Genomic DNA, 13,733 nt, shown 5'->3' with positions numbered 1-13,733 from the left:
AGAAGTATTTTAAAAACTTGTTTTGAACTAACATATCTCTTCTAATGCTTTTTTTAGTATTTGTATTGAAGTTCTTGATTTTACAGCTAATCTTATATAATATTCATCTAGATAATCAAAGTTTGAACAATCACGAATCATTATTTTATATACTTTTAGTTTTTCTTGTAGTTGCATTGCTGTAATAGTTCTTAACTTTGCAAGTACATAATTTGCCCTACTTTGATATATAGACTCTATTAAAGATGAGTTTTCTAAAATATTTTCTAACTCTATTCTATTTTTTATATTTATTGCTTTTGAGATTCTTTTGAAATTCTTATCATCAAGTGCCGCTTGCAAATAATTTGAGTCAAATTGTGATAGTTTCCACATAGGCTCAAATCTTTTTAAGGAATCAATATTTGTTTCATTTGAAACAATAGTACCAACTCTAATTCCTGCACTTGAGTAAAACTTTGTCATTGATTTTAATATATATAATTTATCATATTTCTTAAGATATTCAATAGCTGATTTTCCATCACAAAAGTCTAAAAAACTTTCATCAATCAAAATAGTACAACCTTTTTCAATCCAGTAATTCATTAAAACATCTAAGTCATAATATGTCCCATCAGGAGTTGATGGATTTACAAAGATTACTAAGCTTCCATCTTTTATAGGTAAATTTATATTTTCAAATCTGTTAATAGTTCTTAATTGATATCCAAAGTTTACACAGGCTTTTTTATATTCTAAGTATGCAGGAGAGTAAATAGTACAATGTTTTAAATTCAAGTGTCTAAAAAGAGTAAAAATAGCAGAACTACCGCCATTAAAAAGTTCTATTTGTTTTGAACTTATTTTATAATTAGTTGCAATTTTTTCATATAACTTGTCATATATTGGATAGGCTGAAATATCAATATTATTAAAATCAATATTTATTTCTGGCTTAATAAAATTTATATTTGAAGAAAGATCAATTATATCTTTTACTTCACAATCTAATTCAGCTGCAAAATTTTCTATTTGCCCACCATGTTCATAAACTTTCATAGAACTAGTGCCAAACCAATATTTAAAAGTATTAGTTCTGTATGTTCAAGCGTAAACCCTAAACAATCACCATTTACAAAAGAGAACTTTTTATTTAATATTTTTAAAACAAAATAAAAACTTACCATTGATATAAATAATAATACTAAAGCACTTGGCAATAAAAACCAAAGAACAATCACATAAATTAAAGCATAAACTTTCACTTTTCCTACTCCTGCACCTTGAAAAGCTAGTGATAAAAAGCTATTTTTACTAAATTTAAAAAATCCTAATAAATACATAAAATTTAGCCTTGAAAAAATTAAAACTGTAAAAAATAGAGAATATTGTTCTTCATATAAAACATAAGTAGAAATACCTACTTTTAAAAGTACAAATGAAAAAGCATATAAAGCACCAATTGCACCAATAGTTGGTTCTTTCATAATTGCATAAGGATCTTTCCCTGAATAAGAAGCAAACCATGCATCAATTACATCACATATTGCTTCAAGGTGCAAAAAGCCATATAAAAAAAGATATAAAATAGAAGCTACAAAAGCAGAATATAAAGGATTAAAAAACTCATTTAATACTATATTTAAACCAATCACTAAGCTAGCTAAAATAGCTCCAACTAAAGGAAGTAATGCAAGAGTATATTTATAAGTATCATTATCTATTTTCATTTCTTTTACAAAAACTGGAATAATTGAAAAATATGAAAGTGCAAAATAAAAAGCATTTAAAATTTGTTTCATTTTAATTTCTTTGAAAGTGAATACTTAACTTCATAAACTTCATCACAAAGTTTTACTAATTCTTGCCCTATTAAACCTGAGAAGTCAACAAATCTTCTTGACTGGTTATCAAATGGAATTACCCCACAAGATACATCATTTAAAACAAAAACTATATTTGCTTTTGTTTTACAAATATCTCTTAATTGTTGTTTTAAAACTTCTTCTTCTAATTCTAGATTATTAAAAAGCCACATTGAAATACAATCTACTAAATATACATTATTATCTTCTATAACTTTTGTTAAATCCTTTGGCTCTTCAATTGTAAGAAAATCATCCCTTCTTTCATTTAAATGTTTATCAATCCTATCTTGCATCGAACTATCATTATAAGAATTATCATAAGTTGCTACATAATATGGTTTTCCATTTGTTGATAATTCTAATGCTTTTTGTGAAGCAGCACTTGTTTTCCCTGATTTTTGTCCACCAAAATATAATACTTTCATTATAATCCTAAAAAGTTTTTAATACCAGTAAAGACAATTTGAGCAGATAAAGCTGCTAAGAATAAACCTGTAATTTTTGAGATTACTAAAAGACCTTGTTTCCCGATAATTTTTTCAATAATACTTGAACTATAAAGCATAAATCCAATTACTAAAACAGCACATACTAATGCAAAACTTCCCATTACCATAGAAGATGTATTTTCAAAAGTTGCACCCATTACTAGTAAAATACCAATAGTTCCAGGTCCTATTGTAATAGGAATAGAAAGAGGTACTACTGCTAAATCTAAGATATCTTTATCCCCAACTTTTGCAGTAGCTTTATTTCCTTGAATTAACTCAACTGCTGATAAAAACATCAATGACCCTGCTCCAATTCTAAAAGCATCCAAAGTTATACCAAATACTTCAAAAATGTGCTTACCAAAAAATAATAAAATTAAACTAGTTACAATTACTGATATTGTAACTTTAATAGCTAATTTCTTTCTTTCTTTAGCTGTTGCATCATGAGTTACTGTTAAAAAAACTGATAACACAAAAAATGGTGTCATAATAAAAAACATTTTTAAAAAAGTAGAAATAAATAATTCCATATTATTATCCTAAGAAACTTTCAATTTTTGAAGTTAACTCTTTTTTTGTAACTCCATTAATAGCTGCATAACATAAAGCTGCACCACAACCAACACCCTCTTTTGCTTCACCCTCATCATATAATTTTAAAGCAGGATGAGAAGACTCTTTAAAATCAAAAGTTGAAGCATATACATTTATTGGAAAATTTAATTGTTCTAAAAGTGCTTTTAAATTTGCATTTTCATCTTCATCTATCCATTTTGTTGTACAAAGTGCAATATTTGAAGAGTCAATTGCCCCTTGCATACTTTCTAAAATAGAATTTACTATTAGTAAAACAGTAGCCATTTGAGTACCACCTGCAAGTATTACTTTTAAGTTTTTTGATGTACTTCCTAAAATAAACCCAGCATTAAAAATAAGCATATTGTCACTTACTTCCGAAAGCTTGGTAAAAACATCATCTTCTACTCTAATTCTTTTTAATGCATCTTTTATTGTATTATTTTTAATATCGCTTGGTGCATCTTTAAAAGAACTTGAAAAGTAACCATCACATTTATAACCAAGTGCTTTGGCACTAGCTTGGGCTGTTGTTGTTCCACTTGGAACTGATTCCCCTAAAATTACATATTCATCTTTTGATTCATAGTTTGTTCCAAATTCAACACCTTTTTGGAATATTTCCATGGCATTAATTTTAGCACCATCATCAATTCTAGCACTTGGTTTTATTGTAAAATCATGTATTTTAAAATAGTTAATTTGAGGTTTTACTTCTAATCCTAAGTCCAATATTTCTATATTTGAAAAAGGTTTTAATTCGTGAACTGCTCGTGTAATTAAGGCAGGAGTTGGAACTCCTTTTGGAGTTTGTGCAATATCCCTTAAAGATCGAACTTCTTTTAAACATAAAAATTCTGTATCTAATGTGGGAGTTAAGTATAGTTTACCAGGAATTCCAGCTTGAGAAATATTGGGAATTTCACAAGTTTTTGTAACACTACCAGATAATAAAAAAGTAGCTTTTTTACCTCGTAAGTGTTCTAAGAAATCTACACTTCCTAAAATAGTATTAAAGTTCATTTGAACCCTTTATATAATTTTTAGGAAGTATAACAAATATGTGCTTATTTAAAATATTTATTTACAATTTCTAAAAAATCTTTAGCATTTTTATATCCTACAATTTTAGAAGCTTTTATTTCATTGTTATCTTCATTCCAAAAAATTAATCCTGGAGGTCCAACTATTCCATATTTTTTTTGTAATGCTTTATCATCATTATTATTTTTAGTAACATCTGCTTTTAAAAGAGTAAAACCTTGAAGCTTATTTATTACTTCAGGGTCTTTAAAAGTAATCTCTTCTAACTCTTTACAAGCCACACACCAGTCAGCATAGAAATCAAGCATTACTGGTTTTGAAGAAGCTTTTATTGCCAAATCTAGTTCTTCAATATTCTTAATATAAGAAAACTTTAAACCTTGAGTTTGTGTAACTATTCCTGAAGCATTTGTAAATTTCTCAAATGGTTTTAAAGGATTTGTAGCTCCAGAAACTGTTCCAAAGAACAAAGTAACTCCATAAAGAAAAATTAACACAGTTATAACTTGTGCTACTATATGTTTGTATATATTTAAATAAATAGCAGCTCCTATAAATAAAGCAGACCATAAAAACATAACAATACTTGCATCTAATACTCTATCTAACATCCATACTGCAATTGCTAACATAATAATACCAAATACTTTTGATACACTATCCATCCAACCACCAGGTTTTGGCATAAATTTTCCGGCACCAAGCCCTATTAATAATAGTGGCATACCCATTCCCATACTCAATACAAACAGTGCAAGTCCACCAAGAACTGCATCACCTGTTTGACCAATATAAACAAGTGCACCTGCTAGTGGGGGAGCTACACAAGGTCCAACTATTAATGCTGATAAGAATCCCATAATTGCAATTCCCACAACACCTTGTTTTTCTTTTCCATCAGTTGATTTATTTATCTTATTTTGAATACTTTGAGGTAATTCAATTCTAAAGTAGCCAAACATTGAAAATGCAAGAGCTATAAAAATAGCTGCAAATACTGTTAGAACATATGGATTTTGAAGTGCAACTTGTAAGTTTGCTCCAAATAAGCCTGCAATTACACCTGCTATTGTATAAGCCATCGCCATTGCTAAAACATAAATTAATGAAAGAAAGAAACCTTTTCCTGCTGTCATTTTCTCATTTTGAGAAGCACCTACAATTATTGACGATAAGATTGGAATCATTGGAAAAACACAAGGTGTAAATGAAAGTAATAATCCAAAGCCAAAGAATGTAGCTAATACTAATAACATATTTCCATTTTTTAAAGTATTTGCAATTGTATCTGTTTCATTTAAATCATTTTTAGTATCAATTTCTGTATCTGTAACTTCATTTGTAGTTGAACTTGATGAATCTAATTGTAAATTATACTTATCACTCATTGGGGCATAACATAGCCCTGCTTTTGAGCATCCTTGAAATTCTACTTCTAATTCATACGAACCAGAATTCACTTTTGATTTTAGTAAAGAAAAAGGGATTTCGATTTTCTGATTATCAAAGTGAACAATAAAACCATCATATTCAATAGGTTCAGGAATATTTACTTCTTCTGTTATATCAATTTTAGAAGGTTTGTTAATAAATACTTTTAATTTATCATCATACAAATAGATATCTTTTCCAAGATTCAGAGTAAAAACTACTTTGTCATTTTCTTTTTTAAATTCTTTTTTAAATGCATCATCTGGATCTAAAAAACCTTGTTGAAGATCTAAGGAGAAGGCATAAAGGCTTATAAATAGTAGTAATAATATTTTTTTCATTCAAAGTCCTATATTATATTTTTCTTATTATATTCAAATTTTGTAAAGAGTTTGTTAATTCCTCTTTTCTATATATCAAAATATAAGATTTTATTATATTTAATCTAAGTATTTTATGTTAAGATTCTATTTTAACTAAGGATAATTATGAATGAATTAGTGGATTTACAACCAAGAATAGTAGAAAAAATGATTGATGATAATATTGTAATGATTGATGTAAGACGTAAGGATGAATATCAAAGGACAGGTGTAATAAAAAATGCACACCTTATGACATTTTTTGATGAATATGGGAATCATAATATAGAGAAATGGATGAAAGAGTTTGAAAAAATAGTAAGATCAAAAGATCAAACTTTTGTATTAATATGTGCACATGCAAATAGAACAAGAAGCATAGGAAATTTTTTAATTGAACAAGGATATAAAAATACAGCTCATTTATTTGGTGGTATGGCTTTATGGAAACAAGAGTTAAGAGAAACTACTAAATTTACAATTTAGTAGTTCATTATAACTTTTCTGTGTGAATTTATCCATTCATCAATTCCACCATCAAGATAGTGTCCATTTTTTAATTTTTTTTCATTATCTAATCTAAAAACTAAATCTTTTGCTTTCTTACCTTTTTTTGATATTAAAACAAAAGCTCTATTTTTATCTTTTATTAGTTTAATTAAAGTATATAACCACTTTTTCTCATTTTTTTTATTATATTCTAATCTATAAGAATTTGGGATTGTTCCCGTAGTTTTCCATTTGTTTTCAGCTCTAATATCAATTACAATAATATTTTTTTCAATATAAATTTCCAATTCATCTACTGTAAGAGATTTTGACTCTTGAGCCATTGAAGAAATTATTAAGGAAGAAAGAAGAGTGATTATTATGAGTATTTTTTTCAAGTTATTTCCTTTCTATTTATTATAGTTAAGTATAACTGAAAAAAGTTACCAGAAAGTAAACGTAAGAAAAATTCTTACGTTAAATATATTTATTGTGAGTTTTTCTTATCTTCACTTGCTTTTTGTAAAATAGCAATAACATCATCTAAATTTTCATATGGAAGATGTGATTTCCATTGAATATCTTGACCATTTAAAGAAACACCAATACTAACTATGTCAGCTGTATCTTTTCCATAAGGTTCTGTAACATTTGAAACTGAAATAACACCTTTTTTTGTACCCGCTAATGGTAATGAACCAAGTTCTGTAATTGTAGACATTTTATACCCTTATTTGTTAAATTTTTTTTCTTTCTTAATTTTACAAGAATAAACTTTTGTTTAATTAAAACTACTCAATATGTGCATCAGGTTTTCCTAAATGGAAACCTTGGAACTCATCTACTCCTAAGCCCATAACTAAATCGAAGACTTCTTGTGAATGTATAAACTCAGCAATAACTCTGATATTTAAAGCTTTTGAAAATTCAATTATTGATTTTACCATTTCAAATGAATTTTTATCTGTGTCAATATCTTTAATTAAGGAACCATCAATTTTAATATAATCAGGTCTAATTTTTAGAATATGAGCAAAATTAGAATATCCTGTTCCAAAATCATCAATTGCTATTTTTATACCTTGCTTTCTATATTTAAAAATAAAATCTTCTAAAATAGAATAATCTGAGATATGATCACTTTCTAATATTTCAAAAACTATTCTTTCTTTATTAGCACTATCAATCTTATCTAAATTTTTATCTAAAGACTCTACAAAATCTAAATCTAAAATATCTTTAAAACTTAAGTTAAATGATATTTGTTTATCTGTTCTATTTAAATCTGCTAATGCTTTTGAAATAACATGATTAGATAATTGTAAATACTGTTTTGTTTTAACTGCAACATCTAAAAATAAATAGGGAAGTAAGAATACTTCATTTCCATCTTTATCAACATCTTTTATTCTCATTAGTGTTTCGTATTTAACAATTTCCTTATTTCTATTAAAAATTGGTTGATAAAAAGGTGTTACAGTATTATTTTTTAATGCACATTTTATTTTTTCTCTCCAGAATATTGATTTCTCAATAATTTCTTTTGTATCAAGCTCATTATTATAAACAAAAAATCTTTGATTAGTTTTTTTAGCTTTTTTAAGTGCAATTCCTGCTGTTTTTAAAGGTTCTTCTTGTGCAATAGATATTCCTAATGTAATATCAATAAAAATTTCAATATCAAGCTCTTCTACGATAATAGGTCTATTTTTAAATAGTGTAGATAATTCAGTTATAAACTGATCATATTTTGAAAAGCCCATCATTCTTTTATCTGTAACACTAAAAACATTTCCATGTATTCGATGAACTGTTACATTATATTTAGCACTAAATTCATTTAATATATTTGCTGTTTCAATTAAAACTAAGTTACCCGTTGAGAATCCATAAAGTTCATTAATATCATCAAAAGAATCGATATCAACTAAAGCTACAGATACAAAATCACAATCTTTTATATCTTCTTGAAGTGCATATCTATTTTTTAAATTTGTTAATTCATCATAGTAAAGCTTATCACTAATTTCTTTTGTTTTCTTTTGTACATGATCTTCTAATGTTTTTCTATTAGTTTCAACTTGATCAAGAAGACTATTAAATTGATTTGCAAGAAAACCAATTTCATCTTTTGATTTTGGTGCTGATTCAAATTCATTTGTTTCGACATGTGCTTTTTGAACTTCTGAAAACATTTTATTAATAGGTGCAATTACTTTAACTGTAATAAATATTCCAATAATAGCAAGTACTACAAATAGCAAAATAGAGATATTTAAAATTAAAGCATTTATACCATCAACATAAGTTGAGAAATCTTCTTTATAAACTGAAGATACAATATACCAATCTAAAGTTTTATTATATTCAACCCATGAAATTTTTGGATATACATAATTATATAAATCATATTGTTTATTCCATAAATATTCAAAAGCCGTTCTACTATTATGAGACTTTTTAATTTCATCTAAAAATAATTTATTTTCTGAATTAGGAAGAATTAATTTAGAAATATCTTTAGAATCAAATTCATTACTAGCATCAATTATTACTTTTCCAGAACTATCAAAAATATATATTTGTCCTGTTTTTGCTAATGTGATACTACTTAATAATAATTCAACCTCTTTGATTAAAGATTCTTTATTTTCAAAATTTCTTGATTTACCGTTAATAATGGAAACCACTTTAGTAAACTGTAGTCTTTCATTTTTAATTTCTGTATCACTTAAGTAGTTATTTACTTTAGGTGAAAGGAAGAATACGACAAAGAAAAGATAGCCAAGCAATGCTATTATAAGCATCCATCCGATTTTTAGAAATATTTTATTATTCATTATTTTTCCAATTCTTAAATTATATTAATTATAACAAAATTATTTTTTATTATAAATTAAAATAACTAGATTTCTCTTGCTATTACTTGACCGAACCTTACATCTTGATTTAATAAATCTTCTATTTCAACGCTATTTTCTTCCCATAACATCACTACAGTTGAACCCATTTTAAAGTAACCTAAACAGTCACCTTTTGAAATTTTTACATTTTCGTATTCATATACTTTTATTTCACTCGTATCTACATTTGTTTCAACTCTTGGTTCAAATTCAAATACCATTTGACCTACATTTAAAGCTCCTACAAATACCATATAAAATAGTTTCCCATTTTTTTCACACTCAATAATAACTCTTTCATTTTGAACAAATAAATCAAGTTCTTTATTTAAATATTTTAAATTTACAGGATAAAGTTTCCCTGGTACATGAATAAGTTTTTTAAGATTAAAATCACTAGCAGCATGATATCTATGATAATCTTTTGGTGAAAGATAAAAATTCATAAATGACCCATTTTTTATTTTTTCTAACTTATCGTTACAATAATAAGTTAATAAATCTTCAATACTGTATTCCATGCCTTTAATTTGTAAAGCAATATCATCTTCTATCTTTCCACATTCTGTTATTAAACTATCTGTTGGAGATATTATTACATTTCTTTCTTCATTTATTTCTCTTGATATCTCTAGCTCTCTTGTAAATAAAGCATTTAATGATTTATAAAACTTCGGGTTTTTAAATTCACTCATATTTAATCCTAAGAACTTAACGTATGCTCCGTTAATAATTCTTTGAATATAAGAAGGGAATTCTGTTTTAGCAAACTTTCCAAAGTTCTGAGAAATTAAATTTGTAATATGCATTTTTTTCCTTTTATATTATTAATTAATCTATTTTATCTAGTTTTACTTCTTAAAGTGCTTTAATAAAAAACAAGTGATTTTTAGCTACTCTACAAATAAATTTAAAAAAATATTAAGGACAATTAAATGTATAAAATTATTGTTTCAAACCAGTGCCCATGCTTTAAAAAAAGTGATTTAGAAAACAATTTAAAATTCCAATCAAAAGATGAAGCATTATTAAAAGCAATCGAAATGAAAAATACTATGAATAACGAATTTTGTAAGAAACACGAATTTGATTTACAGGAAATGTATAATAATTTCGTTATTTCATTTTACAGTGATGCTAGAGATAATTGTTGTGGAAATGGTTGTTGTAGTTAGTAAGAATTATTCCTAAAATAATACTAAATCTTAGGAATTAGCATATGAAGTCGACCTTCTTCTTTCATAAGACCTGCTAATTCTTTTGCTTCTTTTCCAAATCCCATAAAATAATCAGCTCTTATTTCACCTTTAATAGCTCCACCTGTATCAGCAGCAACTACTAGTTTGTTAATTGGCTCTTTTGTTTTTGGATTAAATGTTTCCAAAAATACTGGCATTCCTAAAGGAATATAGTTTCTATCAACTGCAATATTTCTTTTTGCTATTAATGGAACATTTAAACTTCCAGTTGCACTATTAGGACTTTCATGAAAAAACACATAGCTTTCATTTAAATTCATTATATCTTGCATTTTAGAAGGATTTGATTCTAAAAATTCTTTTATACTTTGTAAAGATACTTCTTCTTTTGTTAAATATCCTTCATCAATTAGATGTTTCCCAATTGCAAAATATTTTCTTCCATTTTGATCTGCATAACCAATATTTATAGTTTCACCATTATTTAACTGCACTCTTCCTGAACCTTGAATTTGCATAAAGAAAAGATCAATAGGATCACTTACATAACAAATTATTTCAAAGTTATTTGACTTTTCTATTTCTTCCCTTGAATCATAAGGTATATATTTTCCATTTTTAATTTTAGCTTTATATCTTAATCTTTTAAAGTTTGGATATCTTTTTTTATTTTTTATTGTTATTAAATCTTTTGGTGTTTTATATACTGGATATTTATATATTTCATCCTTAATTCTACTTCCATATAATAAAGGCTCAAAATAACCTGTAATAAGACCTTTATCACCAGAATTTGAAACTAAAACTTTTGGTGTGAAATATTTTGTAAAAAAAATCTGGCCATTATTATAATATTGTGAATTTTCACATACCTCTTTAAACATATCTTTTTTAATAGATTTTGTACAAGCTTCTTTAAATACAGTTAAGGCTAAATCTAAATCATCATCATAAAATCCATTTAAATAATCAAATTCAGTTTTTGGAATAGTAGTTTTAGTAATTTCTTGTGCTAAATTAGTAGGTAAAGTTTGTTCTTTATTAGAACATCCAAGTATGATAAAAGATAGTAGTAGTAATAAATAATGTTTCAAGATATAAATCCATTTTTTTTAAGATTATATCCTCTTAAAGGTTACATCCAGCAGAAGAAACTTGATGAACTTCTTTTAATCCACAAGCTTGGCACTTAAATTCAATTTCACTAACACCTGAACAGCCATGATTTTTTAAAAGATTTGATTTAATCACTTCTGATTTGAATTTTGTATTTGTAGTTTCATCAAAAAAAACTTTCGCTTTTGCTCCACAATCAGGACATTCCCCACTGTTTAGCTTTGCTTCTCTTGTTTTTTTGCTTTTAAAATATTGTAATACTGAAAATATTACGATTAAAAAAGTAAGTAATAAAAATATTATAGTTTGCATGAAGCAGAGTTTTACTCTACTTCAGCGTCGATAACATCGTCATCGTCTTTTTTAGCTTTTTGATTTGGTTGTGCACCAGCTTGGTCACCACCTTCTTTTTTATACATTGCTTCTGCTAATTTATGAGATTTTTCAGTTAAAGTTTTCACTTTTTCTTCAATTTGCTCTTTTGTAGCATTTTCGTCTTTTAATAATTCTTCTAACTCAGCAGCTGAATCAACAATAGCTTTACTTTCTTCTTCAGAAACAGCATCAGGATTTTCTTCTAATGTTTTCTTAGTTGAATGTAATAATGCATCAGCTTGATTTCTAACTTCAATTACTTCTTTTTTCTTAGCATCAACTTCTTTATTAGCTTCTGCTTCATTTACCATTTTTTCGATTTCTTCATCACTAAGTCCAGATGAACCAGAAATAGTAATTTTATTTTCTTTTCCAGTACCTTTATCTTTAGCAGATACATTTAAAACACCATTTGCATCAATATCAAATGTTACTTCAATTTGAGGAACACCTCTTGGCGCTGCTGGAATGTCTGATAATTCAAACATACCTAATGATTTATTATCTTTAGCAAATTCTCTCTCACCTTGTCCTACGTGTATAGAAACAGCTGGTTGATTATCTTCTGCTGTTGAGAACACTTGTGATTTTTTAACAGGAATTGTAGTTCCTTTTTCAATTAATTTAGTTAAAACACCACCTAAAGTTTCAATTCCTAGTGATAATGGAGTAACGTCTAGTAATAATACATCTTTAACATCACCTTTTAATACACCAGCTTGAACTGCAGCACCAGCAGCTACAACTTCATCAGGATTAACACCTTTATTTAAATCTTTACCGAAGAATTCTCTTACTACTTCATTTGCTTTTGGTAATCTAGTAGATCCACCAACCATAATAATTTCTTGAATTTCATCTTTTTCTAGACCAGCATCTTTAAGTGCAGTTTTGATGTGTGATAAAGTTTCTGAAATTAAATGCTCAGTCATAGATTCAAATTTAGCTCTTGTTAATGACTTAACTAAGTGAACTGGTCCTGCATTACCCATTGAAATAAATGGTAAGTTAATTTCTGTTGATTCAGCAGACGAAAGTTCTTTTTTAGCATTTTCAGCTGCATCTTTTAATCTTTGTAATGCCATTTTGTCATTTTTAATATCAAAACCATTTTCAGATTCAAACTCTTTTGCTAACCAATCAATAATTGCATTATCAAAATCATCTCCACCTAAGAATGCATTACCATCAGTTGAAAGTACTTCAAAAGTTCCATCTCCAATTTCAAGAACAGTAACATCAAATGTACCACCACCTAAATCGTAAACAAGAACTTTTTCTTCACCTTTTTTATCTAATCCATAAGATAAAGAAGCAGCTGTTGGTTCGTTAATAATTCTTAATACATTAAGTCCAGCAATAGTACCAGCTTCTTGAGTTGCTTTTCTTTGTGCATCATTAAAGTATGCAGGTACTGTAATAACAGCATCAGTAACTGGTGCTCCTAAATATTCTTCAGCATCAGCTTTTAATTTTCCTAAAATTTTTGCAGAAATTTCTTGAGGAGTATAAACTTTATCTCCGATTTCAATTGCTGCAGCACCATTTCTATTTACAATTTTGTAACCAACTTTTTCTTGCGCTTCTTTAGCATTTTCTTCGTCCATCATTAAACCCATAATTCTTTTTACAGAATAAATAGTTTTTTCAGGGTTTGTAATAGCTTGTCTTTTTGCAGGATCACCTACTAAAACTTCACCTTTATCAGTGAATGCAACAATTGATGGAGTTGTATTTTTACCCTCTTTATTAGGGATAATCTTAGCTTCTCCACCTTCATAAACTGCCATACAAGAGTTTGTAGTTCCTAAATCAATTCCAATTACTTTACTCATTTTTTTTCCTTATCAAGTTTTATTTTTTGTTTTTTGTCTAATTAATATATTCTAGTTTT

15 protein-coding genes are annotated in these 13,733 nt (G+C 27.0%); 2 read left to right on the top strand and 13 right to left on the bottom strand.

From position 1 onward, the window contains the following. Window positions 1-27: 27 nt before the first annotated feature. Genes KO488_RS13600 through dsbD form a run of 6 tightly spaced genes read right to left on the bottom strand, consistent with a single transcriptional unit; the run spans window position 28 to window position 5,736 of the window. The gene (locus tag KO488_RS13600) at window positions 28-1,041 is read right to left on the bottom strand and encodes an aminotransferase class I/II-fold pyridoxal phosphate-dependent enzyme (RefSeq protein ID WP_216059359.1); all 1,014 of its coding nucleotides are present in this window, start codon (window positions 1,039-1,041) and stop codon (window positions 28-30) included. Continuing rightward, window positions 1,038-1,784: an adenosylcobinamide-GDP ribazoletransferase gene (locus KO488_RS13595; protein ID WP_216059358.1), complete on the bottom strand. Its 747-nt coding sequence runs from the start codon at window positions 1,782-1,784 to the stop codon at window positions 1,038-1,040. Before KO488_RS13595 ends, KO488_RS13600 begins: the two co-directional genes overlap by 4 nt. Further along, a complete protein-coding gene (locus KO488_RS13590; protein WP_216059357.1) occupies window positions 1,781-2,275 on the bottom strand; it encodes a bifunctional adenosylcobinamide kinase/adenosylcobinamide-phosphate guanylyltransferase in 495 nt (164 codons plus the stop codon). Before KO488_RS13590 ends, KO488_RS13595 begins: the two co-directional genes overlap by 4 nt. Beyond that, complete coding sequence (locus tag KO488_RS13585; RefSeq protein ID WP_216059356.1) at window positions 2,275-2,874, bottom strand: MarC family protein; 600 nt, start codon at window positions 2,872-2,874, stop codon at window positions 2,275-2,277. Before KO488_RS13585 ends, KO488_RS13590 begins: the two co-directional genes overlap by 1 nt. A gap of 4 nt (window positions 2,875-2,878) precedes the next feature. After that, the gene (gene cobT / locus KO488_RS13580) at window positions 2,879-3,943 is read right to left on the bottom strand and encodes a nicotinate mononucleotide-dependent phosphoribosyltransferase CobT (RefSeq protein WP_216059355.1); all 1,065 of its coding nucleotides are present in this window, start codon (window positions 3,941-3,943) and stop codon (window positions 2,879-2,881) included. 44 nt (window positions 3,944-3,987) lie between these two features. After that, entirely contained in the window at window positions 3,988-5,736 is a 1,749-nt protein-coding gene (gene dsbD, locus KO488_RS13575; RefSeq protein WP_216059354.1) for a protein-disulfide reductase DsbD, read from the bottom strand. A 147-nt stretch (window positions 5,737-5,883) separates the two neighbouring features. Here dsbD and KO488_RS13570 point away from each other — a divergent pair, with 147 nt between their 5' ends. Then, on the top strand, window positions 5,884-6,243 hold the full coding sequence (locus tag KO488_RS13570; RefSeq protein WP_216059353.1) for a rhodanese-like domain-containing protein: 360 nt from the start codon (window positions 5,884-5,886) through the stop codon (window positions 6,241-6,243). Here KO488_RS13570 and KO488_RS13565 read toward each other — a convergent pair. The 4 genes from KO488_RS13565 to KO488_RS13550 form a co-directional block, all read right to left on the bottom strand. Continuing rightward, the gene (locus KO488_RS13565; protein ID WP_216059352.1) at window positions 6,240-6,644 is read right to left on the bottom strand and encodes a rhodanese-like domain-containing protein; all 405 of its coding nucleotides are present in this window, start codon (window positions 6,642-6,644) and stop codon (window positions 6,240-6,242) included. The genes KO488_RS13570 and KO488_RS13565 overlap by 4 nt on opposite strands. A gap of 89 nt (window positions 6,645-6,733) precedes the next feature. Then, window positions 6,734-6,967 carry a hypothetical protein gene (locus KO488_RS13560; protein ID WP_216059351.1) on the bottom strand — a complete coding sequence of 78 codons (234 nt, stop codon included), beginning with the start codon at window positions 6,965-6,967 and terminating at the stop codon, window positions 6,734-6,736. Between the two features lie 70 nt (window positions 6,968-7,037). Further along, entirely contained in the window at window positions 7,038-9,086 is a 2,049-nt protein-coding gene (locus KO488_RS13555) for an EAL domain-containing protein (protein ID WP_216059350.1), read from the bottom strand. A gap of 65 nt (window positions 9,087-9,151) precedes the next feature. Further along, window positions 9,152-9,958: a phosphatidylserine decarboxylase gene (locus tag KO488_RS13550; protein WP_216059349.1), complete on the bottom strand. Its 807-nt coding sequence runs from the start codon at window positions 9,956-9,958 to the stop codon at window positions 9,152-9,154. 126 nt (window positions 9,959-10,084) lie between these two features. Between KO488_RS13550 and KO488_RS13545 the strand changes: the two genes are divergently transcribed. Further along, on the top strand, window positions 10,085-10,324 hold the full coding sequence (locus tag KO488_RS13545; protein ID WP_216059348.1) for a hypothetical protein: 240 nt from the start codon (window positions 10,085-10,087) through the stop codon (window positions 10,322-10,324). Window positions 10,325-10,347: 23 nt separating this feature from the next. On the opposite strand, the gene KO488_RS13540 is transcribed toward KO488_RS13545, so the two are convergent. Genes KO488_RS13540 through dnaK form a run of 3 tightly spaced genes read right to left on the bottom strand, consistent with a single transcriptional unit; the run spans window position 10,348 to window position 13,674 of the window. Further along, window positions 10,348-11,442 (bottom strand): murein transglycosylase A, encoded by a 1,095-nt coding sequence (locus KO488_RS13540; RefSeq protein WP_216059347.1) that lies wholly within the window; start codon window positions 11,440-11,442, stop codon window positions 10,348-10,350. 34 nt (window positions 11,443-11,476) lie between these two features. After that, on the bottom strand, window positions 11,477-11,776 hold the full coding sequence (locus KO488_RS13535; protein WP_216059346.1) for a hypothetical protein: 300 nt from the start codon (window positions 11,774-11,776) through the stop codon (window positions 11,477-11,479). Window positions 11,777-11,787: 11 nt separating this feature from the next. Continuing rightward, window positions 11,788-13,674, bottom strand: a complete 1,887-nt coding sequence (gene dnaK / locus KO488_RS13530; protein WP_216059345.1) for a molecular chaperone DnaK — start codon at window positions 13,672-13,674, stop codon at window positions 11,788-11,790. Window positions 13,675-13,733: the final 59 nt, after the last annotated feature.

The sequence above is a fragment of the Poseidonibacter lekithochrous genome (assembly GCF_018861145.1).
Classification (GTDB): domain Bacteria; phylum Campylobacterota; class Campylobacteria; order Campylobacterales; family Arcobacteraceae; genus Poseidonibacter; species Poseidonibacter lekithochrous_A.
The sequence above is the reverse complement of the archived record's forward strand: the minus strand, read 5'-3'. Positions and strand labels throughout refer to the sequence as shown.